Annotated in this window: 20 protein-coding genes; 10 read left to right on the top strand and 10 right to left on the bottom strand. The window is 73.9% G+C overall.

Features of this window, described 5'->3' with window-relative positions:
* The first annotated feature begins 153 nt into the window (after positions 1-153).
* Positions 154-633, top strand: a complete 480-nt coding sequence (locus tag IE97_RS0129640) for a hypothetical protein (protein WP_420706147.1) — start codon at positions 154-156, stop codon at positions 631-633.
* 29 nt (positions 634-662) lie between these two features.
* Here the strand turns inward: IE97_RS0129640 and IE97_RS0129635 are convergent, their stop codons facing one another.
* Genes IE97_RS0129635 through IE97_RS0129620 form a run of 4 tightly spaced genes read right to left on the bottom strand, consistent with a single transcriptional unit; the run spans position 663 to position 8529 of the window.
* Complete coding sequence (locus IE97_RS0129635; protein WP_030247142.1) at positions 663-5300, bottom strand: hypothetical protein; 4638 nt, start codon at positions 5298-5300, stop codon at positions 663-665.
* 37 nt (positions 5301-5337) lie between these two features.
* A complete protein-coding gene (locus IE97_RS0129630) occupies positions 5338-6219 on the bottom strand; it encodes a hypothetical protein (RefSeq protein ID WP_030247139.1) in 882 nt (293 codons plus the stop codon).
* A gap of 31 nt (positions 6220-6250) precedes the next feature.
* Positions 6251-7777, bottom strand: coding sequence for a hypothetical protein (locus IE97_RS0129625; RefSeq protein WP_030247136.1), 1527 nt, complete (start codon positions 7775-7777; stop codon positions 6251-6253).
* 56 nt (positions 7778-7833) lie between these two features.
* Entirely contained in the window at positions 7834-8529 is a 696-nt protein-coding gene (locus IE97_RS0129620) for a GntR family transcriptional regulator (RefSeq protein ID WP_030247133.1), read from the bottom strand.
* Positions 8530-8655: 126 nt separating this feature from the next.
* Between IE97_RS0129620 and IE97_RS0129615 the strand changes: the two genes are divergently transcribed.
* The 5 genes from IE97_RS0129615 to IE97_RS0129595 are packed head-to-tail and all read left to right on the top strand — an operon-like array spanning position 8656 to position 13041.
* A complete protein-coding gene (locus tag IE97_RS0129615; protein WP_030247131.1) occupies positions 8656-9957 on the top strand; it encodes an MFS transporter in 1302 nt (433 codons plus the stop codon).
* A complete protein-coding gene (locus IE97_RS0129610) occupies positions 9954-10787 on the top strand; it encodes a putative hydro-lyase (protein WP_030247130.1) in 834 nt (277 codons plus the stop codon). Before IE97_RS0129615 ends, IE97_RS0129610 begins: the two co-directional genes overlap by 4 nt.
* Before the next feature lie 15 nt (positions 10788-10802).
* Positions 10803-11561, top strand: a complete 759-nt coding sequence (locus tag IE97_RS0129605; protein ID WP_030247129.1) for a LamB/YcsF family protein — start codon at positions 10803-10805, stop codon at positions 11559-11561.
* Entirely contained in the window at positions 11558-12175 is a 618-nt protein-coding gene (locus tag IE97_RS0129600; protein WP_030247125.1) for a 5-oxoprolinase subunit B family protein, read from the top strand. Before IE97_RS0129605 ends, IE97_RS0129600 begins: the two co-directional genes overlap by 4 nt.
* A complete protein-coding gene (locus IE97_RS0129595; RefSeq protein ID WP_030247123.1) occupies positions 12172-13041 on the top strand; it encodes a biotin-dependent carboxyltransferase family protein in 870 nt (289 codons plus the stop codon). Before IE97_RS0129600 ends, IE97_RS0129595 begins: the two co-directional genes overlap by 4 nt.
* 5 nt (positions 13042-13046) lie before the next feature.
* Here the strand turns inward: IE97_RS0129595 and IE97_RS0129590 are convergent, their stop codons facing one another.
* From IE97_RS0129590 to IE97_RS0129570, 5 genes are all read right to left on the bottom strand, one after another.
* Entirely contained in the window at positions 13047-13922 is an 876-nt protein-coding gene (locus IE97_RS0129590) for an SGNH/GDSL hydrolase family protein (protein ID WP_030247120.1), read from the bottom strand.
* Positions 13923-14026: 104 nt separating this feature from the next.
* Positions 14027-15223 (bottom strand): glycosyltransferase, encoded by a 1197-nt coding sequence (locus tag IE97_RS0129585; RefSeq protein WP_030247117.1) that lies wholly within the window; start codon positions 15221-15223, stop codon positions 14027-14029.
* Complete coding sequence (locus IE97_RS0129580) at positions 15220-16347, bottom strand: glycosyltransferase family 4 protein (protein WP_030247114.1); 1128 nt, start codon at positions 16345-16347, stop codon at positions 15220-15222. Before IE97_RS0129580 ends, IE97_RS0129585 begins: the two co-directional genes overlap by 4 nt.
* A 212-nt stretch (positions 16348-16559) precedes the next feature.
* On the bottom strand, positions 16560-17978 hold the full coding sequence (locus tag IE97_RS0129575; protein WP_030247111.1) for a hypothetical protein: 1419 nt from the start codon (positions 17976-17978) through the stop codon (positions 16560-16562).
* A 300-nt stretch (positions 17979-18278) separates the two neighbouring features.
* On the bottom strand, positions 18279-18671 hold the full coding sequence (locus IE97_RS0129570) for an ankyrin repeat domain-containing protein (RefSeq protein WP_030247108.1): 393 nt from the start codon (positions 18669-18671) through the stop codon (positions 18279-18281).
* A 253-nt stretch (positions 18672-18924) separates the two neighbouring features.
* Here IE97_RS0129570 and IE97_RS0129565 point away from each other — a divergent pair, with 253 nt between their 5' ends.
* Both IE97_RS0129565 and IE97_RS0129560 read left to right on the top strand, forming a co-directional pair.
* Complete coding sequence (locus tag IE97_RS0129565) at positions 18925-19119, top strand: hypothetical protein (protein WP_003988891.1); 195 nt, start codon at positions 18925-18927, stop codon at positions 19117-19119.
* A gap of 52 nt (positions 19120-19171) precedes the next feature.
* A complete protein-coding gene (locus tag IE97_RS0129560; protein WP_030247106.1) occupies positions 19172-20815 on the top strand; it encodes a membrane protein in 1644 nt (547 codons plus the stop codon).
* A 158-nt stretch (positions 20816-20973) separates the two neighbouring features.
* On the opposite strand, the gene IE97_RS0129555 is transcribed toward IE97_RS0129560, so the two are convergent.
* The gene (locus IE97_RS0129555) at positions 20974-22473 is read right to left on the bottom strand and encodes a PLP-dependent aminotransferase family protein (protein ID WP_030247104.1); all 1500 of its coding nucleotides are present in this window, start codon (positions 22471-22473) and stop codon (positions 20974-20976) included.
* Between the two features lie 100 nt (positions 22474-22573).
* On the opposite strand from IE97_RS0129555, the gene IE97_RS0129550 reads away from it, so the two are divergent.
* Both IE97_RS0129550 and IE97_RS0129545 read left to right on the top strand, forming a co-directional pair.
* Positions 22574-23227 (top strand): YczE/YyaS/YitT family protein, encoded by a 654-nt coding sequence (locus tag IE97_RS0129550; RefSeq protein WP_030247101.1) that lies wholly within the window; start codon positions 22574-22576, stop codon positions 23225-23227.
* On the top strand, positions 23224-23991 hold the full coding sequence (locus tag IE97_RS0129545; RefSeq protein WP_030247099.1) for a glycerophosphodiester phosphodiesterase: 768 nt from the start codon (positions 23224-23226) through the stop codon (positions 23989-23991). Before IE97_RS0129550 ends, IE97_RS0129545 begins: the two co-directional genes overlap by 4 nt.
* The last annotated feature ends 18 nt before the right edge of the window (positions 23992-24009 follow it).

The raw sequence follows: 24009 nt of genomic DNA, 5'->3' as shown, positions 1-24009 counted from the left end.
TGGGAATCTTCGTGGTGGGTCGCTCGTCCTTCCCTACAGGAAACGGGGGCGGAATCGGCCACAGGAGCCGCATCCCGCACTTGGGCGGCGTAATACAGCGCAAGCCGGGCAGCCACTGGGGAGCGCGGGTCTTCGGATGCGAGCGAGAGCGGTCTGCTGGCGGTGGAAGGTGACAGGGTGATGGGCACGGCGGAGCGGTACGAGACGCCCGGAAGGGCGCGAGACCCGCACGAGCAGCGGTACAACCGGCCCTTGTGGGTGGAGGAGCCCGCGCGGCGGCGCAGGCTGCCGGATCCGGTGAGGACGGCTGCCGTGCGGGCGGTACTCATCATCGCCCTGACGCTGGTCCAGGCCGTGGCGGCCTTCCTGTGCACGATGGCCGGCTCCTGGCTGGCCCTGCCCCTGGTGATCAGCAGCGTGGTCAGCACCATCGTGGCGACGTGGGGTGTGCTCGACGTATGGGTGACGCGCCAGGTGTGGAACCAGCGCCATGGCGTGGTGTCCGTGCCGAGCAGCACGGCCCGGGCCCTGCGACGCGAGCGGCGCCGTGCCCGACGGCGGGCGCGCGCGGACGAACGGGCGCGGGAGCGGATACGCCGCCGGGGCGGTGCCGGGCAGCTGTCCCACCCGTGAGGAGCACGTAGGGCGCCTGTGGGCGCCCGTCAGGACGCCGACGGCGAGGGGCGTTTGAACATCCTGGTCGCCGTGATCTCGCTGTGCACCGCCTCTCCCGCTTGGGGCTGCTGGGGCAGGCCCGGCCGCAGATGTTCCTCGACGCTGATGTACTTGAGGCCGGCCCGCAGGTCGGCGTCGTTGCGCATGCGGATGACGAGGGGGAACTCGGCCAGCGCGGTGGTGTCGAACAAGCCGGTGGTGTAGAGGAGCTGGACGCCCAGGGCGTCGGACACCGCCCGCTGGAGTTCCAGCAAGTAGGTGGCGTTGGCGCGGCCGATCGGATTGTCGAGGAACAGCGTCCCGGCATGCCGGTGCTTGTCGCGGCCCCGGTCGTTGCTCCGCAGCGCGGCCATGGTGCAGTACAGCGCGATGGCCGCGGTGAGGAGCTGGCCGCCGGAGAACACGTCGCCCATCTGCCCGACGGGGACGCGCTCGGCGCGCAGCACCGCGTCGGGCTTGAGGATCTCCACGGCGACGCCCTTGGGCTGCAACGCGGCGGCGACACCCCGCAGCAGCAGGGACATGCCGTCGCGGCGCAGGTCGGAGTTCTTCTTGACGGCGGCGCGGGTCGCCTCGTCGATGACCTCGCCGAGCCGTTCGGTGAGCGTGGCCTGGTCGGGCTCCTCGAAGCGGATGCGGAGGAACTCCTGCCCGGACCACTCGCCGAGGCCCTCCGGCAGCCGGGAGAGCCGCTGGGCGGAGCGCAGGGTGGCCAGGGCCGACTCGACCAGGCCGCGCAGCCGGTCCACGATCGAGTCGCGGTTGCGTTCCAGCTGCTCCAGCTCGTCGGTCAGCACCCGGAGCCGGGGCGCGAAGGCGTCCGCCCACTTCTGGGCGTGCTCGGGCAGCGCCGAGGCGGGCAGTTCGCGGATCTGCTGGCGTGCCGGGGTGCGGACCTGCTCGTAGCGCGTGGAGTTGGCGTGCCGGACGAGGATGTCGCTGGCCTCGCGGACGGCGGTCTCGGCGGCGGACAGGTCGGCGGCGCAGCCGCGCAGGGAGCGGCGGGCCTCGGCGGCCGACTGCCGGGCCTCCTCCGGGCTGCCGGGGTACGGCTCGGGCTCCTCCTGCTCCTCCTCCGGGGTGTGCTCGCGCAGCAGGTCGCGGAGCATCGCGGCGATCTCGTCGAAACCGCTCGCCGCGTCCTCGGCGGCCCGGTGGGCGTCGAGGAGTTCGGCGTGCGCCTCGCGGGCCTGGGTCAAGGCCTCGGTGTGGGATGCGAGTTCGGCCGTGGCGGTGCGCAGCAGGGCCTGCGCGTGCTCGGCGTCACGCGGCTGGAGGTCCTCGGGGAGTTCGGTGTGGGCGTCACCGTCCTCGGGCGCGTGCCGCTCGGCCTCGCCGCGCAGCCGCCCGAGCTGTTCACTCGCGCTCGACATACGGGTTTCCAGGAGCTGCACCAGCTCCTCGGCGCGGGCGGCGGCGGCCTGGCGGCTGGGACCGTCGGAGCCGTCGGGGGATTCGAGGAGCTGCTCCGCGCGCGTGCGGACCTTGTTGCTCAGCCGGTCCAGCTCCGCGCGGGCCGCGCTCTCGTCGCTCTCCGCGCGGGCCTGTTCGGCCCGCAGGTCAGCGCCCACACCGACCTTCTCGTAGACCTGGGAGGCGGCCCGGTAGGCCTCGCGCAGGGCGGGCAGGGAGGCCTTCGGTGTCTGGGCGTCGTCCTCGGGTACGTCGTCGGGGGCGCCCGCGATCTCGGAGCGTTCGGCGCGCAGCGCGCGGGCGGTGCGGCGGGCGTCGTCGGCGGCGCGCTGGGCGGCGCGCCGGTCCTCGTCTGCGGCCCGGGCCCGCTCCAGGCACGCCTGGGCGGCCGCCTCGGACTCGGCCGCCTCGTCGGCCAGTTCGCGCAGCTTCACCTGCCAGCCGGCCCGCTCGCGCAGGCGGAAGGCGAGCCCGGCGAGGGCGTCGGCGGAGCGGCGGGCCTTCTGGGCGGCCTCCTGCCGCTCGTCCCGGATGTGCGCGGCCTCGGCGGCGGCCTCGTCGGCTTCGGCCCGCGCGGTGCGGGCCTCGGCCAGCTCGGCCTCAGACTCCTCGGCGAACTCGCGGCTGTCATGGGCCGCTTGGGCCAGCTCGGCCAGTCGGCCGGCCGGGCAGCCGGAGCGCCAGGAGGCGAGCCGGGCGGCCAGTTCCCGGTCCTTGCCGAGCCGTGCGGCGAGCGTACGGATCTCCTCGTCGCGCTCGGCCGCCCGGGCCCGCAGTGCCTGCCGCTCCTCGTCGGCGGCGTGCTCGTCGTGCATGGCCGGGTTCGGCGGCACGAGGAACACGTCGCCGCTGTCGGTGTCCGGGGCGGGGGTCGGGGCGAGCAGGGCGGCGGCCGTGCCGACCGCCACGGCGGACCTCGGCAGCAGGGCGGCGTCGCCCAGCGCCTCCCGGGCGCGGGCGTGGGAGTCCGGGTCGGTGATGATCACGCCGTCGACGAGTTCGGGCCGGGCGGCCAGCACGCGTGCGTGGTCGGCCGGGTCGACGGCTTGTGCGAGGTAACGCCAGCCGGGCAGCGCGGGGATGCCGTGCTCGCCCAGGAACTCGACCGTGGCCAGGACGTCCGGGCCAGGCGGCAGCAGGCCGCCGTCGCCGAGCGCACCGAGGATCCGGGAGTCGTCGGCGGCTGCCGTACGCAGGTCGAACAGCTGGCGTTCGGCGGAGGAGACGGCGTCGTCGAGCAGTTCGCGCAGGTCGTCGGCGAAGCGGTCGAGTTCCTCGGGACTGAGTGCGTGCTCGCCGGGGACGGCCGGGGCGGGCTGCTCGCCGTCCGTGCCGTGGCGGGGCTGCGGGATGCCCGGGCGGGTCCGCGGTGTCAGGCTGAGAAGTTCTGCCAGCCGCTCCTCCCCCGCCAGCGCCTCGGCTGTACGGCGCTCGGCCTGGTAGGACCGCTCAGCGGCTGTCGCCGCGTCCGCCGCGCGGGCCGCGGTCAGTTCCGCGCGGGTCTCGGTGGCGGCGGCCTCGCGTGCGTGCTCGGTCGCCCGGCGGGACGCCTCGCGGGCGGTGTCCCAGGCCTCGACGGCGCTCTTCTCGGCGTCGCTGGCGGCGAGGGCCGCGCGGGCCGGGTCGGCGTCGGGTGCGCTGTCGTCGAGCCAGCCGGCCCGGACCGCCTCGGCGGTCTCCTGCTCGACCTCGGCGAGACGCTGCTTCAGGTGGCCGACCTCGCTGCGGGCCCGCTGCGCCTGGGTGGCGGCGGCCGTGGAGTCGCGGTAGGCGCTGTCGCTGACCTCCTGGAGGGCGGCGGAGCGCTCCTCCTCCTCGTTGGCGTGGCTCTCGGCCTTCTCCGCGGCGGCGTGCAGGGCCCGTACCAGGTCGACGGCGGCCTTGGAGCGGGCGGCCAGGGCGGGGGCGGCGTCCCGCTCCGCCTCCTGGATCGCGGCGGACACGCGGGCGACGCGGTCGGCGGCCGCGCGGTGCCGCAGGACGGCCTCGGCGGCCTGCCAGGCCGCGTACAGGGTGCGGGCGTCGGCGAGCTCGCGTTTCTGGGCGGCGGCTGACTTCTCGGCCGCGGCCAGGGCCAGTGAGGCGTGCCGGTAGGCGAGTTCGGCGGAGATCAGCGCGCTGCGCTCGCGGGCCGCCTCGGCGTGGGTGACGGCGTACGCGGCGGCGGTCACCCGCTGGGCCAGGTCGGCGGCCCGGACCCGCTCCCGCACACCGCGCGCGGACAGCCGGCGCGCCAGGGTGCGGGTCCGGCGCTCGGCTCCGGCGTGGATGTCACGCGCGCGGGTGCGGGCCTCGGCGGCCTCGACGATCCGACCGAGCAGGTCCACGGACCCGGCGGTGAAGTCCCGTTCGGCGATCAGCTCGGCGCGTCGGCCCAGCTTGTTGCCGAAGCCGCTGACCAGGTCGGCGAGCCCGTCGGTGTCGCGTGTGTCGGTGACGGCGCGCAGCAGCAGGTCGGTGAAGTCGGCGTCCTTCTTGACCGCGAAGAGGCCGGCGGCCTCACCTTCGTCGGCGTTCATCTCCCGCTGGTAGCGGAAGAGTTCCGGGTCGAGGCCGAGGTCGCCGAGGTGTTCGATCCAGCGGTCGTGGATCTCCTCCCAGTGGACCTCCAGGTGGGGGTACGTCTTGCCCGCCTCCGTCAGGGCGTCGCGGAAGCCCTTCATGGTGCGCCGCCGCCCGCGCGCGCCCGACTGGCCCTCGGCCGGGGGCCGGACGGTGGTGGCCTCGGCCACGGGGAGGTTGTCGAGGCTCAGCCCGGGACCGGGCCGGAAGGAGTACCAGGCCTCGGCGAACTTCCGCGGGTCGTTTGAGACCTGCCGTCCGCGCCATTCGCTGACCTTGCCGACGACGACGCACTCGCCGGTCTGTACGTGCTGCCACTCCAGCGCGACATGGCCGCAGTCGTCGGCGAGCAGGAACTTGCGCAGCACGCCGGAGCTGGCGCCGCCGAGCGTGTTCCGGTGTCCCGGCAGCATCACCGAGAAGATCAGCTTGAGCAGGACCGACTTGCCGCCGCCGTTCTCGAGGAAGAGCACGCCCGCGGGCGCGGGCCGGCGTGGCGGCCCGACGGGCTCCTCCTCGAAGAACTCCGCCTGCGCAGGGGCGGGCTCGGGGACGGGCTCGCCCACCCCGCGCAGGTCAAGCACGGTGTCGGCGTAGCGCGCACCGGCGGGTCCGATGGAGTAGAGGCGGACCCGGGACAGCTCGTACATGGCGGACTCTCGTAAGCCTTCTCAGAAAAAGGGATGTTCAGGAGGAGTGGAAGGGCAGCCCGGCGTCGGCGACCAGGTCCAGGTCGTCGCTCTCCTCGGCGGGCAGCAGCGTCGGCGTGCCGTCGGTGACCGGGACGACGCCGAGCTCCAGCAACTCGGCCATGGCGGCGCTGCCGGCCATGTCGCGTACCTGGAGCTGGTAGCGGGCGGTGGTGCGGTACGTGCCGCCGCTGTCGTCGCCGGTGCGCTGGAGGAAACCGGAGTCGGTGAGGAAGGCGAGGGCCTTGGCGACGATGCCGGTGGTCGAGCCGGCGAGCCGGCGGGCGTCCTTGGTGGCGCCGGTCGAGCTGCGCCGCACCCAGATCCGCCAGGCGGCCTCCAGGCCGGGCGCGTCGGTCGCCGGGTCGGTGATCTCGCCCTGTTCGGCGGCCCGCTCCTCCAGGCGGCGGCAGGCCTGGCGTACGAAGGCGTCGACGCCGTTGACCGTGACGCGGCCGATGTAGCCGTCGTCGGCGAGGTCCTCGGGGCGCGGGAACGCCATGGCGGCGACGGCGAGATGGGCGAGGCCGTGCAGGAACCGGTCGCCGCCGTCGGCGGACGTACGACGCGCGTAGTCGCCCATGCGGACGGCGAACACCGAGTCCTCGGCGGCGGTCACGGCCATGCCCGCGCGGGGGGACACCTCCAGCACGATCAGCCCGAGACCGGTGGCCACGGCGTCGGCGAGCCGCGCGAACGGCGGGTCCTCCCGGTAGCGCCGCAGCAGGTCCGCGTACTCCTGGTCGCGGGCGGGCTGCAGCTTGGGCTGCAACCCGAAGGACACGAGCCGCGCCGCGTCGGCGGCGTCGGCGGGAGTGACGGCGGCGGTGGCCGTCGGTGCCGGGCCCTCCGGCTCACTCCACTCGACGTGCTCGGTCACGGTCGGGGCTCCTTGTTCCACTGGTGCTCGGTCATGCTGCTTCCGTCCGGTCCGCCGCCATCCCCGCCGCGTCCAGCAGTGCCGTGCCGACGATGAGGTCGGCCCCGCCGAACTCCGGATCGTCGAGCTCGGTCCCGTCGTCCACGGCGAACAGCAGCTTCTGCTCGCCCTGGCGATAAGCCGTACCGACCGGCGGACTGGCCGCGTGCACCGCCAGCAGTGCCACCAGGTACGGCAGTTCGGGATCCAGCCGGCGGGCCTCGGCCAGCAGCCCGGACAGTCGCCTCGGCGCGTCCGCGGGCAGATCGAGCAGCTCCTGCGCCACGGCCATCTGCTCCTCGCTGAACCGGCTGTCGTCGGGCGTGGCGATGAGGTCCGGCTCGGGCATCTCCACGCCCAGGTGCTCCCGCTCCACCGGCGGCGTGAGCAGTAGGTCGACGAGGTCGCCGACCCGGACGGACACGGGCGTGCGCAGGCCCGTGCCGCGCCCGAAGAAGGCGTCCGTGACCCGGACGGCCTGCTCCAGCGGCAGCGGCAGGACCGGGGCGACGAGATGGCCGTACAGGTCGATTCCCGAGGTGGCCGTCGGAGCGGCGAAGGCCTGCCGGTCCTGCTCGGCGCGGAACAGCGGCCCGGCCTCGAGCAGCCGGGACTGCAACTGCGTGTGCCGGCGGATGCAGTCCTTGACGATGTCGACGAGCTCGGCCGCGCGGCGCTTGTGCTCCGGCTCCTCGGTCTCGTCGCGGGCCTTGCGGATGTTGGTGAGGATCGCGTTCTCGTGGCGGTAGCGGTCGGCGACGTGCTCCAGCGCCTCGGCGATCATGTCGGGCACGGTGCTGAGCCAGTCCACCGCGCGCACGTTGCGCCGGGTCGCCTCCAGGGCTCTGCGCAGGGTCTCCGAGTACTGCACGGTGCGGTAGCGGGCCTGTTCGGCCGCGAGCTGGGCGTCGGCGAGCCGGCCGCGGCTGATCAGCACCTCCAGCTTGACCTCGGCGGCGATCTGCGCGCTGGTGACGTCCGTGTCGAGGGCGCCGACGAGGACGTTGACCGCCTCGTCCGTCGTGCGGAGGTACACCGTGCCACCAGGGCCGGGGACCTCCTCGATCAGCTTGAAGTCGTAGTCGCGGCGCACATAGGTGCCGTCCGCTCCGAATGTGCCGTACACCGCGCGGAAGCCGCGGTCGACGCTGCCGACGTTGATCAGGTTCTCCAGGACCCAGCGGGCCACCCGCTCGTGCTCGGCGGCGGGGCGCCTCGGTGCCTGGGCGGCGATGCGCGGGACGAGGCGGGCGACGATCTGGTCGTGGTCCGCGCCCGTGTCGAAGTCCATGTTCAGGGTGACGAGGTCGATGGCCGCGAGGGCGACCTCCGCCATGCCGTACACCGAGTACTCGCCGGCGAGGTTGGCCTTGCGCGCGTCGAGGTCGTGCAGCGGCGCGGTGCAGGCGAGCGCACGCAGGCGCCGCGCCAGGCCCTCGTCGGCGGCCGGCCCCGGCGCGGGGCGCGGCCCCGCGCTGAGCTGGGGCGGAACGCTGTCCGTCGATGCAGGCGAAGTCACGGTGCACAGACTAGGTCCTGGGTCTGACATCGACCCAAACGGCGCGGTGCGGCTCCTCAGCCGTCCTCACCGACGCGACGGCGGTACACCCCGACGAGCCGCTCCAGCGAGTCGTGGAGGTAACCGGCGAGCAGGCTCGCGGCCTGCTCACGGTCCCCCTCCTGAAGGGCCTGAAGAATCGCGGCGTTTCTGGCGATATAGGGCTCGTGCAGCCGCTGCGGGTCGTCCACCACGTGGAAAGCGAGGCGCAGTTCGGCGAAGACGCTGCGCATCAGCTCGTCGGTGCGCTCGCTCGCGGCCAGCGCGACCAGTTCCCGGTGGAAGTGGATGTTCGCCGTGCCCACTCCCTTCCAGTCGCCTTCACGAGCCGCCCGCCTTCCCTCCTCCACGGCGGCGGCCAGCCCCTCGAGAGCGTACGGCGGCTGCCCCAGGCTCCGGACCACGGCGCACTCGACCAGTTGCCGGGTGCGGTAGATGTCCTCGACGTCCTCCACGGTCAGGACCCGGACGAAGACGCCCCGGTTCAGCTCATGGACGAGCAGGCGTTCGTGCGTGAGCAGCCGGAACGCCTCGCGCAACGTGTTGCGGGAGACGCCGAGCGCACCGCCGATGCTGTCCTCCGACAGCCGGGTCCCCGGAGGGAAGTAGCCCTCGGCGATCCGGCTTCTGAGGATGTCGGAGACCCGCTCGGCGGTGCTCGTACGCCCCAGAAGAGCCCGGTCGTCGGCGAGGTCCTTCAGCTGCTCTGCCATGCCGGAATTCAACCGCAGACCACAAGAACGAACCAACACGGGTATTGAGGAATCGTTGAACAATCCTCTACGGTGCTCGCACGGCTCACCCCGAAGCACCCTCCGTCCTCCCTCTGCGAGGTGCCCATGAGCACGACCCCTCCACCGCGGTCCCTGACCGACGACACACGCCCCGCGGCGGCCGAACCCAGCTCCGACGACGGGGCGTTCGGCTGGCTGCGCGCCCTGGGGCCGCGTGGCCGCCGCGCGTTCGCCGGCGCCTTCGGCGGCTATGCCCTGGACTCGTACGACTACTTCACGCTGCCGCTGAGCATGGTCGCGCTGTCCGCCTACTTCGGCCTGAACAGCGGCCAGACCGGCCTCTTCACGACGGTCACCCTGGTGGTCTCCGCGATCGGCGGCGCCCTCGCGGGTGTCCTCGCGGACCGCATCGGCCGGGTCAAGGCACTGATGATCACGGTGATCACATACGCCGTCTTCACCGTGGCCTGCGGTTTCGCGCCCAACTACGAGACGCTGCTGGTCTTCCGCGCCCTGCAGGGCCTCGGTTTCGGCGGCGAGTGGGCGGTCGGCGCCATCCTGGTGGCCGAGTACGCGAGCGCCAGGCACCGGGGCCGCACGCTCGGCGCGATCCAGAGCTCCTGGGCCGTGGGCTGGGGCCTCGCCGTGATCGTCTACACGCTGGTCTTCTCGGTGGCCGGCGACGACCTGGCCTGGCGCATCATGTTCTGGACCGGGGCGCTGCCCGCGCTGCTGGTGGTCTGGCTGCGGCGCAGTGTGCACGACGCGCCCGAGGCCGCCGCCGCCCGTGAACGAAGCGCGGACAAGGGCTCCTTCACGGCGATCTTCAAGCCCGGCCTGCTGCGGACGACCGTGTTCGCGGTACTGCTCTCGACCGGTGTCCAGGGCGGTTACTACACGCTGGCCACCTGGGTGCCGACGTACCTGAAGTCCGAGCGCGAGCTGTCGGTCGTGGGCACCGGCGGCTACCTGACCTTCCTGATATCGGGCGCCTTCATCGGCTATCTGACCGGCGGCTACCTCACCGACAAGCTGGGCCGGCGGCGCAACATCTGGCTCTTCGCCCTGCTCTCGGCGATCTGCATCCTGGCGTACGCGAACATCCCGAGCGGTGCCAACACCCTGCTCCTGGTGCTCGGTTTCCCGCTCGGCTTCTGCATGTCTGCGATCTTCAGCGGCTTCGGCTCCTACCTGAGCGAGCTCTACCCGACCGCGGTGCGCGGCACGGGACAGGGCTTCACGTACAACACCGGACGCGCGGTGGGCGCCGTGTTCCCGACCACGGTCGGGTTCCTGGCCGACAGCTGGGGCGTGGGCGGCGCGCTGGTCTTCGGCGCGATCGGCTACGGCCTGGCGGCGCTGGCGCTGCTCGGGCTCCCGGAGACGCGCGGCAAGGAGCTCACGTGAACCGCACGACGACGGGGACCGAGGACCGTCCTGTGGTTCTCGTCGACGAGCACGCGCAAGGGTGGAGTCCCGAAACGGCCCGGGCCCGCTTCCGCGCAGGCCTGACCGGCCCCACGGCCGGGGTCGCGGCGGGCCACACGCAGGTCAACCTGATCTCGGTGCCCGCCGACTGGGCCTACGACATGCTGCTGTTCTGCCAGCGCAACCCCAAGCCCTGCCCGGTCCTCGACGTCACGGACGCCGGTTCCTGGACGACCGTCCTCGCGGAGGGCGCGGACCTGCGCACCGACCTGCCGCGTTACCGGGTGTGGCGGGACGGCGAACTGGTCGACGAGCCGACGGACGTGCGCGCCCACTGGCGGGACGACCTGGTGTCGTTCCTCATCGGCTGCAGCTTCACCTTCGAGTGGGCGCTGAGCGAGGCGGGGGTGCCGATCCGCCATGTCGAGCAGGGCCGCAACGTCCCGATGTACGTGACGAGCCGGCAGTGCCGTCCGGCAGGGCGGCTGCACGGACCGCTGGTGGTGTCGATGCGGCCGGTGCCGCCCCGGCACCTGTCGGCGGCCATCCGCGAGAGCGCTCTGCTGCCGGCGGTGCACGGCAGCCCGGTGCACTGCGGCGATCCCTCCGGCCTCGGCATAGACGACCTCGGCAGCCCCGACTTCGGCGACCCGGTGGAGGCCGCGCCGGACGACATCCCGGTGTTCTGGGCGTGCGGAGTGACCCCGCAGGCGGCCGTGATGGCCTCGCGCCCGCCGTTCGCCCTCACGCACGCCCCCGGCCAGATGTTCCTCACCGACGCCCGCGACGAGCAGTACCGCGTGGCCTGACAGGAGACACCACAAGTGACCTCGATCGACCTGAACGCCGACCTCGGTGAGGGCTTCGGCCGCTGGCGGCTCACCGACGACGAACGGCTGCTGTCCGTCGTCACCAGCGCCAACGTGGCGTGCGGCTTCCACGCCGGGGACGCGGCCACCATGCGCCGGGTGTGCGAGCTGGCGGCGGAGCGCGGTGTGCGGATCGGCGCCCAGGTGTCCTACCGGGACCTGGCCGGTTTCGGGCGGCGCGCGATGGACGTGCCGCCCGCCGAGCTGGCGGCCGAGGTCGCCTACCAGATCGGCGCCCTGGAGGTGTTCGCCCGCGCGGCCGGTGCCCGCGTGGCGTACGTCAAACCGCACGGCGCGCTCTACAACCGGGTCGTGCACGACGAGGAGCAGGCCGCCGCGGTCGTCGACGGCGTGCTCCTCGCGGACGCCACGCTGCCCGTGCTCGGCCTGCCCGGTTCGCGCCTGCTGGAGCTGGCCGGGAAGGCCGGACTGCCGGTCGTCACCGAGGCGTTCGCGGACCGGGCGTACACCGACGCGGGCACCCTGGTGCCGCGCGCCCACGAGGGTGCCGTGGTCACCGACCCGGAGGCCGTCGTGGAGCGGTCCCTGGCCCTGGCCCGGGCCGGCGAGGTCGTCTCCCACTCGGGCGCGCGGATCGAGGTACGCGCGCGTTCCCTGTGTCTGCACGGCGACACGCCCGGCGCGGTGGAGTTGGCGCGGCGGGTGCGGGAGCGGCTGGAGGCGTCGGGGGTCCGGGTGGAGGCCTTCGCATGAAGGTCCTGCCCGTCGGCGAGGACGCCCTGCTCGTCGAGGTCGCCTCGGGCGAGGAGGCCCAAGCCCTGCACGCGGAGCTGCTGCGGCGTCGCTCGGAGGGTTCGCTGTCGGCCCGCGAGATCGTCCCGGCGGCCCGTACGGTCCTCCTCGACGGCCTGGACTCCCCCGCCCGGCTGGCCGCCGAACTGACCGCCGCCGAGCTGCCGCCCGTTCCGCCACGCGGGCGTGAGGCGGTCGAGATCCCGGTGCGTTACGACGGCCCGGACCTGGCCGACGTCGCCGCGCACTGGGGCGTACCGGAGGGGGAGGTCGCCCGCATCCACGCGGAGACGGAGTTCCGGGTGGCCTTCTGCGGCTTCGCGCCCGGCTTCGGTTATCTCACCGGTCTGCCGCCGCGCTACGACGTGCCGCGCCGGGCCACCCCGCGCACGGCCGTCCCGGCCGGCTCGGTGGCGCTGGCCGGCCCGTACACCGGCGTGTACCCGCGCTCGTCGCCGGGCGGCTGGCAGCTGATCGGCACGACGGACGCCGTGCTGTGGGACCACGCGCGCGTGCCGGCCGCGCTGCTGTCACCGGGCACCCGGGTGCGGTTCGTCCCCGAGGCGGGCCCATGACGGACCGCGCACTCGCCGTCGTACGGGCCGGTGCCCTGACCACCGTCCAGGACCTCGGCCGCCCCGGGCACGCCCATCTCGGCGTGCCCCGCTCCGGCGCCCTGGACCGGCCCGCCGCGGACCTCGCCAACCGGCTGACCGGCAATCCGCCCGGGGCGGCCGTGCTGGAGACGACCCTCAACGGCTGTGCCCTGCGCCCCCGTTCGGCCGTCACCGTGGCGGTGACGGGCGCTCCCTGCCGGGTCACGGTGGACGGCCGGCCCGTCGCGTGGGGGGCGCCGGTGCGCGTGCCCGCCGGCGCGCTGCTGGACGTCGGTCCGGCGGTGTCGGGGGTTCGCGCCTACGTCGGGATCTCCGGGGGCATCGCCGTCGAGCCCGTGCTCGGCAGCCGCTCGACGGACCTGCTGTCGGGGCTCGGTCCGGCGCCGCTCGCGGACGGCACCGTGCTGCCCCTGGGCCGGCCGACGGGCGCGCACGCGCGCGTGGACGTCGCCCCGCAGCCGGCGCCGCCGGACGAGCTGGTCCTGCGGGTGACGCTCGGCCCGCGCGACGACTGGTTCACGCCGGAGGCCGTGCGGGCCTTCGTGTCACGCCCCTACCGCGTGTCCCCCGCGAGCAACCGCATCGGCCTGCGCACGGACGGCCCCGCTCTGGAGCGGGCCCGGCCCGGCGAACTGCCCAGCGAGGGCGTGGTGCTGGGCGCGGTCCAGGTCCCGCCCGACGGCAGGCCGGTGGTGTTCCTGGCCGACCACCCGACCACCGGGGGTTACCCGGTGATCGCGGTGGTCCACACCGCCGACCTCCCGGCCGCCGCTCAGGCGGTTCCCGGCACGCCGGTCCGCTTCGTGACGGTAAGCCGGCGCTGAGCCGGTCAAGCCGCGTCGGGCTGTTCCGCCACCGCCAGAGCCGCGAGGGCGGCCGACACCGCCGCGGACGCCCGTAGGTCGAGCCGGGCACTGGTCCCGCGGGCGCGATGCCGTAGTTCGTCGGCGGCGAGGGTCAGCAGCTGCGGCAGCAGGTCGGTGCACCGGCGTGCCACCCAGCCGGTGCCGGCCGTGGCCAGCCACCACAGGCTCGCCGACCTGGTGGGGGCGGGGAACTCCGGCTCGGGCGACGGCGCGGGCCCGGTCGCGAGACCGTGCTCGGCGAGCAGCGTGTGGAAGCGCAGGGCCAGTTGCCGGTGCCCCCGCTCTCCGGGGTGCAGCCGGTCCGCGCTCCACATGGCCCGGTCCGTGATCCAGTCGCCCTCGCACGCGTGCAGGTGCAGGGCTCCGTACCGGTCGGACAGGGCGTGCACCACCGTGTTCACGGCCCGTTGCCGCCGCGCCAGCGGATGGGCCAGCGCCCCCGGCAGTCCGAGCATCGTGCCCGGGTCCGGCAGGCACGCGGTGAGCAGGACCGCGCCCTGCTCGGTGAGGGCCGCGTACACCTGGTCGAGCCGGGCGGCGACGGACTGGATGTCGAAGGTGCAGCGCAGGGTGTCGTTGACGCCGACCACGACCGAGGCGAGGCCGGGCCGCAGCTCCAGCGCGACCGGAAGCTGCCGCTCCAGCACGTCCCGGGTCTGCGCCCCGCTCACCGCGAGGTTGGTGAAGCGGGCGGGTTCCTCGACGCGCCGGACGGGCTCCTCGTCGGCCCCGCATGGCTCCTCGACGAGTCCGTCGGCCAGCAGTGCGGCCCAGCCGCGCCACGCCCCGTCCCTGACGGGGTCCCCCACGCCCTCGGTCAGCGAGTCACCGAGGGCCACGAACCGCGAGGGCTCGTCCGCTCCCCGGCCCCCGTTCCCCCGCGGGGATCCGAGCGACGCCGAGGCCCCGGGGCCCCGCGGGGACCCGGCGAAACCCTGGGGTCTCATGCCACGCCCCGGGGCATGAACGGACGCCCAGGACGCACAGGTACAGCCGCGTCGTGCGCGGCGAGAAACGCGTCGACCGCCGCGTCCCACCCGAAGCACTCCGCACGCGCGCGTGCTGCCTCGCGCCGGTCCCGCTCCTGGTGTCCCAGCAGCAGGTCCACGGCATCCGCGAAGGACTCCCCGTGGTCCGCCGCGACGGCCCCGGCGGAGCCGATCACCTCGGGCAGCGCGGACGACGCGCTCGCCACGACGGGCGTGCCGCACGCCATGGCCTCCAGCGCGGCGAGCCCGAACGTCTCGGCGGGCCCCGGAGCCAGAGCCACGTCGGCGGACGCCTGGAGCGCGCCGAGCAGCCCGCGGTCGGAGACATGGCCGAGGAAGGTGACCGGGAGCGCGCTCTCGCGGGCCCGCTGTTCGAGCCGGGCGCGCAGCGGGCCGTCCCCGGCCACCACCAGCACCGCCCGCCGTCCGCGCCGCCGCAGCGCCTCCAGTGCGTCGAGCGCCGTGCCGGGCCGCTTCTCCACGGACAGCCGCGAGCACATCACCAGCAGCGTCTCGTCCCCGCGCGCGTGGCGCGCCCGCACCTCCGGGTCGCGCAGCGCGGGGTGCCGCTGCACCAGGTCGACGCCCAGCGGCGCCCGGACGACGTTGCGGGCTCCGATCCGCACGAACTCCCGCTCGGCAAACTCGGTGGTGCACACCACGCGCGCGTACGTGTGGGCCGTACGGATGTTGAGGGCGTCGGCGGCACGCCGGGCGGCCCCCTCGGGCAGGCCCCAGGTGCGCAGCACGCCGTCGGCGGTCTCATGGGACACCATCACGGCCGGGACGCGCGCCCGCCTCGCCCACTTGCCGGTCCACCTCAGGGTCGTACGGTCGGACACCTCCAGCCGGTCCGGGGCGAGCTCCTCCAGGAGCCGGGCGACCCGCCGCCTGTCGGCGAGCACGCGGTACCCGCCGGTGCCGGGCAGCAGCGGCCCGGGGAGGGTGACCACCCGCCCCTGCTCGGTCTCGCGGTCGCTGAACCGCTCGCCGGGGACCACGAGAACGGGTTCGTGCCCCGCCTCTCTGAATCCCTTGCCGAGCTCGCGCAGGGCGGTGCGCAGGCCGCCGGACGCGGGCGCGACGAAGTTCGCGAGCCGGACGATCCGCAGCGACTGGCCGGCCCTGATGCCTGAGCGTGCCTCGTTCATGCCGCCACCGCCGTCCTGCGCCCGGCGAGCACGTTCGCGTAGTGCCCGATCAACTGGTCCCCGACGGCCGCCCAGGTGCGGCCCTCCACCGTGGCGCGCCCGGCGGCACCGAAGGCGGCCCGCAGCGCGGGGTCGACGGCGAGGGCCCGCACCGCGTCCCGCACGGCGGTCGCGTCGCGCGGTGGCACCAGGAACCCGGTGTGCCCGTGGGCGACCAGGTCCAGCGGCCCGCCCGCGGCCGGCGCCACCACGGGCAGGCCGCTGGCCATGGCCTCCTGCACCGTCTGGCAGAAGGTCTCGAAGGGGCCCGTGTGCGCGAAGACGTCCAGCGAGGCGAAGACCCGGGCCAGATCGTCACCGGTGCGGCGGCCGAGGAAGACGGCGCCGGGCAGCGCCTGTTCCAGACCGGGCCGGCTCGGACCGTCGCCGACGACCACGACCCGGACGCCCTCCAGGCCGCAGGCACCGGCGAGGAGTTCGACCTGCTTCTCGGGGGCGAGCCGGCCGACGTATCCGACGATCAGCTCACCGTTCGGGGCGAGTTCCCGCCGCAGGGCCTCGTCGCGGCGGTCTGGCCGGAACCGTTCGGTGTCCACGCCGCGCGGCCACAGCTCGACCCGGGGGACCCCGTGTGTCTCCAGGTCGCGCAGGGCCGCGGTGGACGGGGCGAGGGTGAGGTCGGCGGCGCCGTGGACGGAGCGGATGCGCCGCCAGGCGGCGGCCTCTCCGGCACCCATGTACGTGCGGGCGTATCCGGCCAGGTCGGTCTGGTAGACCGCGACGGCGGGAACGCCGAGGCGAGCGGCGGCGGCCATGCCGCGCACGCCGAGGACGAAGGGACTGGCGAGGTGGACGACGTCGGCACGGTGCTCGACGAGGGCGGCGGCCAGGCGGCGGCTGGGGAGGGCCACACGAACCTGCGGGTAGCCGGGGAGCGGGAGGGAGGGGACGTGGATGACGGGGCACGGAACGTCGGCGGCGGGCTTGTTCCCGGGAGCCGGGGCCGGGGCGACGACGACGGGGGCGTGACCGCGATCGACGAGGTGCCGGGCGGTCTGGAGCGCGCAGTGGGCCACGCCGTTCACGTCGGGGGGAAAGGATTCGGTCACGATGACGACACGCATACCGGTGTTGTCGCCGTGCCGGACGTGGCCGCGTCAACGTGGATCTTTCCGGACGAGGAACGTCCTATGAGCGTTCTGAGGCGCACCCGCGCAGGTCAGGCGGTGTCCATGCCCTCCTGACCCGTGCGTCACCCCTCGTTCACCCGGGCGGCCTGATTCCGCCCCGCCGGTCTGGTGCGAAGGGGGTCCCACAGCGGTTTCCCGCGGAGGGGTCACACAGCGGTCTCCTCGGGACCGATCCGGCTGCGTACGGCCGTCTGGACCTCGGCCTCCTCGGCAGGGTCGGCGGCGAGCCGGCGCAGTCGCTCGACGACCCGGGTGTCACCGGTCTCGGCGTGCCGGGCGGCGACTTCACGGGTGGACTCCTCGCAGTCCCACAGGCACTCGACGGCGAAGCCGGTGGCGAAGGAGGGGTCGGTGGCGGCGAGCGCGCGAGCGGCCCGGCCGCGCAGGTGGGAGGAGGCGGTCTCGCGGTAGATGTGCCGGAGCACGGGCGCGGCGCAGGCGATGCCGAGCCGTCCGGCGCCGTCGACGAGGGTCCACAGGGTCTGTGCGTCGGGGCCTTCGCCGCGCACCGCCTCGCGCAGGGCCGCGAGGACCAGGTCCCGGTCCTGCGTCCCGCCCCGGCAGGCCAGGACGCGCCCGGCGGCGGCGCCGAGCTCGTCGGGCCGGGGTGCCCAGCCCCGCGCCCGGTCCACGGCGGCAAGACTGCGCATCCGTTCGAAGGCGTCGACGGCGGCCTCCACGACGACCGCCGAGCCGGTGGCCACGGCGCCCTCGATCAGGTCGAGGGCGTCGGGATCGTTGCCGTCGGCCAGGTAGCGCAGAGCGGTACACCGGGCTCCGTCGGTGCCGTCCTTCGCCGCCTGGACGATCTCGGCCCGGTCATCGGGCCCCGCCACGGCCGTGAGACACCGGGCGGCCGGGACGTGGAGGGCCGCGCCCCGTTCCAGGCCCTGCTGGGCCCACTCGAAGACGGCGCTCACACTCCACCCGGGGCGGGGCCCGGGTGGCCTCATCTGCCGCTGCCAGCGGTCGAAGCAGCCTGCCTCATGGGCGGCCCGCACGCGAGTGGCGACGGATTCGCGCGGATCCTCGGCCCACAGCCGCCACGGCCGGGGCTCGAAGGCGTCCCGGACGGCGGCGGCCAGCTCGGCGTCACCCTCCGGATCGGCCGGGAACCGCGCGAGGACGGGTGCGGCGAGGGCACGCAGGCCGGCGTCGTCGTCCCTGAGGGCCAGCTCGTCGAGGGCCCAGGCCCAGTTGGAGCCGTGGGCGGCGTACCTGCGCAGCAGTTCGAGCGCGTCCCGCCTGCCGTAGGAGGCGAGGTGGCCGAGGACGGCGAGGGCGAGCCCGGTACGTGACTCGTCGGCGTCGAGGACGTCCTCGGCGTCGAAGAGATGGGCCTCGACCGCGTCCAGCTCGCCGTTCAGGTCGAGATAGAGGCGGGCGTAGTAGAGGGAGCGGTTCTCCACCCGCCAGTCGTGGCGGGGATCGTGCAGCACGCAGTGGTTCAACGCCGCGAGCGCCTCGGAGCGCGGGGCGGTGAGCGCGTGCAGCGTGCCGTCGCCGCGGCCCCGCTGGAGCAGGCCGAGCAGCGTACCGCTGGGCGCTATGACCGGATCGAACATGGGAAACAGCCTCACATCAAGCGTCGACGCAACCGGGGACGTGTACTACCTGGCCGCGCGACAGCACGTCGGAGTGCCCGCCGTTTCCTGCTTGCTGTAGACCATCTTCCTCTGCCTCTCGTCGGTGGCCCTTGCGGACCGCGTCACGGTCCGCGCGGTGCGGCACTACCTGCCCAGCCATCACGTCCGTGAACCACGTCGTCATGATGACTCGGCACTTCGCTCTGCCGCGACCGAAATTTCGGCGGCCCTGTACCGCCTCCCCCGTTTTCGTTGTCGTTCCAGGTCAGGCTGGCCGGCTCAGTGCTCGCCGAACAGTTCGAGCAGTTCCGTCCGACCGAACATCCGGGCCGTGTCGACGGCCGAGGGAGTGCCGGCGGACGGGTCGGCGCCGCCCTCCAGGAGGGCCTTGATCACGTCCGTCTCGCCCTTGAAGGCCGCTCCCGCGAGCGGGGTCTGGCCCCGGTCGTTCACGCGGTCGGCGTCGGCGCCACGGGCGAGCAGGGCGCGCACCGCGTCGGAGTGGCCGTGATAGGCGGCGAGCATCACGAGCGAGTCACCGCGGTCGTTGGTGAGGTTGGCCGGAACGCCCGCGTCGACGTACGCCACGAGCGCCTCGGTCTGTCCCCGCCGGGCCAGATCGAAGATCTTGGTCGCCAGCTCCACGACCTCGGGGTCGGGGACTTCGGTCATCGGCGGGACCGCCTCTCCACTGCGCGTCACGTCAGGTGCGTACGCCTGCGAGGGGCGCAGCCGTACGAGTGAATCGCCAGGGTACTGGCTCGCGCGGCACATGACCCGATGTGCCCGAGGTAAAGATCACCACAGCTCACCAGCCGGTCGGAATAGTCAGAGTTATACCCAGTTGCACCTTTTATCGTATGGATACATCCTGTGATCCTGGAAGTACTCATGGTGACTGTCCCCGCGAACCAGGAGAACCCACATGATTCTCTCCATCTCAGGCGTGGTCCTGCTCGGCATCGTCGTCTTCATCTTCTTCCGCAAGGACGGCCTCAAGGCGTCGCACGCCGTGGTGACGATGCTCTTCGGCTTCTATCTGGCCAGTACGGCCATCGCCCCGAGCATCAAGGCGGGCGGCGAGAGCCTGGCGAGCCTATTGGGCGGGATCAAGTTCTGACGGCCGCGCACCCCGTCCGCGTCCCGACCGTAGGTATTCACTGGAGGCAGCAGTGACCCGGCGCCCCCTCCCCCGCATTCTGAGCAACGGCGGCGCACAGCTCGCCCGGAGCCGGGAGCTGGCCCGGACGGCAGCCGACAGCGCCACCGACGTCCTCCACCCGCTGATCACGATCACGCGGGGTCTGCGCCGGCTGGCAGCGGCCGGGCGGCGCAGATGGGCGGAGACCCCCAAGGAGAGACGGGGGGCGCTGCTGTTCCTGATGGCCTCCGCGATCCTGGTCGTGGCGCTGGTGCCGTACGGGCCCCTGCTCGCCGCCATCACGCTGATGGCTTCGGCGGCCTGGCAGGGCAGGGACCGCGCCGCGGCGGCAACCGACGGGCCCGACGAGTCGCAGTCCCAGCGCCTGACGTCGCTGTACGAGGCGCTCGTGCCCTACTTCTCCACCGCCGAGGACCCCGAGCCGCTCTATACGCACGGCGGCGCCTGGGACAAGGTCTTTCCCACCTACGCGTTCGACGGTGGTGCCCGGATCTCGCATCTGGTGGTGCGCTACCCGGCGTACTTCGCCGACGGCGAGCCCGAGGCCCGGGCCCGGATCGAACACCTTCTGGCGGCCAAGTCGGGCCGTGGCCGCGAATACCACTTCCTGTGGGACGAGGAGGGCAACCAGTTGACGGTCAGCGTGCTCACGCCACTGGCCACCGACATCACCGCCCAACGTTTCGTCACGGCTCCCGGCGAGATCGTCCTCGGCTTCACCGACCAGACCCGGGTGCGGCGCACGCTTCCCGTGACCTGCGGCGAACAGCGACGGGACGTGCCCCCGGTCGTCTGGCGCACCGGCCCGCGCTCCACCGAACCCCACCTGCTCGCCCTCGCCCAGCCGGGCAGCGGCACGTCCACGCTGCTGCGGTCCGTCGCCCTGCAGGCCCTCCAGCACGGCGACGTGGTGATCGTCGACGGTGGCGGCACCGGCGAGTACGCCTGCCTGACCGGACGGGACGGCGTCCTGGCCGTCGAGTGCGGGCTCGCCGGGGTACTGGCGAGCCTGGAGTGGGCCGCGCACGAGACCGAGCGCCGCCTGATCGCCATCAACCGCGCCCACCAGGCGGGCCACCCACCCCCGGACGACACCAAGCGCCCGCTCTGGATCCTCCTGGACCGCCCGACGGCGTTCACCCACCTGGCCGCCGCGGACGACCGCAGAGACCCCCAGTCCCTTCTCCAGATCCCCCTGCGGCACGGCCGCCTGGCGAACGTGACGGTGGTGGTGGCCGACCAGCTGGACAGCATGGAGACCCTCAGCGAACCGGTGCTGCACCACACGCGCGCCCGCGTCGTCCTCGGGCCGGCGACGGCCGGGCAGGTCGAGTCCGTCCTGGGCGCGCCCCCGCACACCACACCCGTCGACGAGGTCCCGCCCGGTCGCGGCTACGCCCGCCTGGGCACGGGCCCGGTCCACCGCCTCCAGGTGCCGGTCACGCCTCATCCCTACGACGACGCGACCACGGACGCCCACCGCCAGGCGGTTCTGGACCTCCTCCCGCCCCACACGACGCCGGCGGACGGAGGGACGATGCCGGAACCCACGGAGGACGAGCCCGGCCCGGCGAAGCAGAAGCAGGAGCAGGAACCCGAGTCGGCGGAACCCGAGCCGGTACCGGTCCTGACGAAGCCCACCAAGGGGTCCTGACCGCGGTCACCGAGCACTAGGCGGTCTCCGCGAAGTCCCGCCTGCCCCGCGACGCCTGGCACGCTCCCCCAAGCTCTTCGAGCAGGGGCCCCCACTCGCCGCACCGGACGCCGCGGGGCCCGCCCTCCGGGCGGACGACGGGACTTTGCGGACACGACCTAGGCAACGAACGTACGCGGCGCCTCCGTACCGCCCACCCCACCGGACTCCACGAGCCCCGCAGCCGCGGCCAACCGCACTGCCGCCTCCTCAGCCACCGCACCCCCCACGGTGAACGGCAACCGCACGTACCCCTCGAACGCCCCGTCCACGCCGAAGCGCGGCCCGGACGGCACCCGCACCCCGACCCGCTCCCCCGCCTCCGCGATCCGGGATCCGGAAAGACCCCCGGTCCGCACCCACAGCGTCAACCCGCCCCGCGGCACCTCGAACTCCCACCCGGGCAGTTCCCTGCGCACCGCCGCCACGAGCTCGTCCCGGTTCTGCCGTGCCTGCTCCCGCCGCGCCTCCACGGCCCGTTCCCAGCCCCCCGTCCCGAACAGCCAGTTCACCGCAAGCTGCTCCAGCACCGGCGTACCCAGATCCGCGTACGCCCGCGCGGCGACCAGGCTGCGGACCACGTCCGGCGCGGCCCGTACCCACCCGATGCGCATCCCGGCCCAGAAGGCCTTGCTCGCCGAGCCGACCGTGATCACCGTCGACCCGGCCGGGTCGAAGGCGCACACCGGCCGCGGCATCCGCACATCCGGGTCCAGCCACAGCTCGCTCATCGTCTCGTCGGCGATCAGCACGGTCCCGGAGGACCGCGCCGCGCCCACCAGCCGCCGTCGCTGCTCATCGTCGGCGAGCGCCCCGGTCGGGTTGTGGAAGTCGGCGACGACGTACGCGAGCCGCGGCGCGGCGTCCCGCAGGACCTGGCGCCAGCGGTCCATGTCCCAGCCGGCGAGCCCCTCGGCCATCGCCACGGGGACCAGCCGGGCACCGGCCTCGCGCATCAGCTGGAGGATGTTGGCGTACGAGGGAGACTCGACGGCGACGCGCTCACCCCGCCCGGCGAACAGGTGGCAGATCGCGTCGATCGCGCCCATCGCCCCGGTCGTGACCATGATCTGCTCGGGCATCGTCGGGATACCGCGAGCGGTGTACCTCTCCGCGATCATCGACCGCAGCGCCGGCAACCCGGCGGGATAGTCGCCGTGCGTGTGCGCGTACGGCGGCAGTTCCTCGAGCGCCCCCTGAACGGCCCGGGTCAGCCACGGCTCGGGGGCCGGAAGCGCCGCGCAGCCCAGGTCGATCATCGACCCCAGGGCCTCGGGCGGCAGCGGTTCCAGGCCGCGGGCGGGCAGCGGGTTCCCGGCCGGTACCGCGGTCCAACTGCCCGCGCCCCGCCGGGACTCCAGGAACCCCTCGGTGCGCAGCGCCTCGTACGCGGCGGCGACCGTGGTACGGCTCACCGACAGGGACAGCGCGAGTTCGCGCTCGGCGGGCAGCCGGGCGGCCACCGGGACGCGCCCTTCGAGCACCAGCAGGCGGATGCCGTCGGCGAGCGCACGATAGGCCGGCGGACGGCGGGTGCCGGGCCCCGCAGGGCGGTCCTGCTGGGAGTTGAGCAGCCGGGCGAGCTGCGCCGCGCCCACGGCAGAGGTCCACTGCGCCATGGAAATCAGTCCACCTTCCCCGGATTGGCCATGGATGGCCCCTCCATCCACGCCACAGGGTGTCATGCATCAGTCCACTACCACCACAGGGGGGCACCTCATGTCCACGCAGCGCCGTCTCGGTCGGCGACTGACCCAGCTCTACGCCGGTCTCGCGCTGTACGGCGCGAGTTCGGCGCTGCTCGTCCGGTCGGGGCTCGGCCTGGAGCCGTGGAACGTGCTGCACCAGGGCATCGCCGAGCGGACGGGGCTGTCGATCGGAGTGGTGCTGACCATCGTGGGCGCGGCGGTGCTGCTCGCGTGGATCCCGCTGCGCCAGCGGCCGGGCCTGGGAACGGTCTCCAACGTGCTGGTCATCGGCATGGCGATGGACGCGACACTGGCCCTGGCGCCCGACGCGCACGGCCTGGCGACGCGCGGGACGCTGATGGTCGTGGGAATCGTCCTGAACGGCGCGGCGACCGGCCTCTACATCGCGGCGCGCTTCGGCCCGGGACCGCGGGACGGTCTGATGACGGGGCTGCACCGGCTCACCGGCGTCTCGATCCGCCTGGTGCGCACGGGCATCGAGCTCACGGTGGTGGCGACCGGCTTCGCCCTGGGCGGCACCGTCGGCATCGGCACCCTGCTCTACGCGGTGTCCATCGGCCCCCTCGCCCAGCTGTTCCTGCGGGTGTTCGCCGTCCCCTCTGCATCCGGCGGCAGCACGGTCGTTGCCACCGGTCAACCACGAGGAGCGATACTGCGACCGTGACCTCGCGGATACGCCACCCCTACCTCGACCATCCCGGCCCGATCCCCTTCGCCCACCGGGGCGGGGCCGCGGACGGCCTGGAGAACACCGTGCGGCAGTTCCGGTGCGCGGTCGAGGCGGGCTACCGGTACATCGAGACCGATGTCCACGCCTCGCGGGACGGCAAGCTCGTCGCCTTCCACGACGCGACCCTGGACCGTGTGACGGACGGGGCGGGCCGGGTCGCCGACCTGCCCTGGCAGGAGGTACGGCGGGCGCGCGTGGCAGGCGCGGAACCGGTGCCGCTCTTCGAGGAGCTCCTGGAGACCTTCCCCGAGGTGCGCTGGAACGTCGACGTCAAGGCGGAGGCCGCCCTGCTGCCCTTCCTGGACCTGGTCGGCCGGACGAACTCCTGGGACCGGATCTGCCTCGGTTCGTTCTCCGAGGCGCGTGTGGTGCGCGCCCAGCGGCTGGCGGGCCCGCGCCTGGCCACGTCGTACGGCACCCGGGGCGTGCTCAACCTGCGGCTGCGCTCCTGGGGGCTGCCGGCGGCGGTGCGCCGCTCGGCGGTCGCCGCACAGGTCCCGGAGACACAGTCCGGCATCCAGGTCGTGGACCACCGCTTCCTCCACGCCGCCCACGCGCGCGGGCTCCAGGTACACGTGTGGACCGTCAACGAACCGGAGCGCATGCACCGGCTCCTGGACCTGGGCGTGGATGGCATCATGACCGATCACATCGACACGTTGCGCAAGGTCATGGAGGACCGCGGCGTCTGGGTCTGAGGCCCGGGGCCGCTCGCC

It is taken from the genome of Streptomyces sp. NRRL S-455 (assembly GCF_000717875.1).
GTDB lineage: Bacteria > Actinomycetota > Actinomycetes > Streptomycetales > Streptomycetaceae > Streptomyces.
This window is presented reverse-complemented; position numbering and strand designations above follow the sequence as displayed.

What these genes read in the sequence shown, in the direction of transcription:
- IE97_RS0129600 (WP_030247125.1), top strand. Translation starts at nt 11,558, where the DNA reads ATGAAGGTCCTGCCCGTCGGCGAGGACGCCCTGCTCGTCGAGGTCGCC.
- IE97_RS0129580 (WP_030247114.1), bottom strand. Translation starts at nt 16,347, where the DNA reads ATGCGTGTCGTCATCGTGACCGAATCCTTTCCCCCCGACGTGAACGGC.
- IE97_RS0129550 (WP_030247101.1), top strand. Translation starts at nt 22,574, where the DNA reads ATGTCCACGCAGCGCCGTCTCGGTCGGCGACTGACCCAGCTCTACGCC.
- IE97_RS0129595 (WP_030247123.1), top strand. Translation starts at nt 12,172, where the DNA reads ATGACGGACCGCGCACTCGCCGTCGTACGGGCCGGTGCCCTGACCACC.
- IE97_RS0129635 (WP_030247142.1), bottom strand. Translation starts at nt 5,300, where the DNA reads ATGTACGAGCTGTCCCGGGTCCGCCTCTACTCCATCGGACCCGCCGGT.
- IE97_RS0129555 (WP_030247104.1), bottom strand. Translation starts at nt 22,473, where the DNA reads ATGGCGCAGTGGACCTCTGCCGTGGGCGCGGCGCAGCTCGCCCGGCTG.
- IE97_RS0129575 (WP_030247111.1), bottom strand. Translation starts at nt 17,978, where the DNA reads ATGTTCGATCCGGTCATAGCGCCCAGCGGTACGCTGCTCGGCCTGCTC.
- IE97_RS0129585 (WP_030247117.1), bottom strand. Translation starts at nt 15,223, where the DNA reads ATGAACGAGGCACGCTCAGGCATCAGGGCCGGCCAGTCGCTGCGGATC.
- IE97_RS0129570 (WP_030247108.1), bottom strand. Translation starts at nt 18,671, where the DNA reads ATGACCGAAGTCCCCGACCCCGAGGTCGTGGAGCTGGCGACCAAGATC.
- IE97_RS0129615 (WP_030247131.1), top strand. Translation starts at nt 8,656, where the DNA reads ATGAGCACGACCCCTCCACCGCGGTCCCTGACCGACGACACACGCCCC.
- IE97_RS0129565 (WP_003988891.1), top strand. Translation starts at nt 18,925, where the DNA reads ATGATTCTCTCCATCTCAGGCGTGGTCCTGCTCGGCATCGTCGTCTTC.
- IE97_RS0129620 (WP_030247133.1), bottom strand. Translation starts at nt 8,529, where the DNA reads ATGGCAGAGCAGCTGAAGGACCTCGCCGACGACCGGGCTCTTCTGGGG.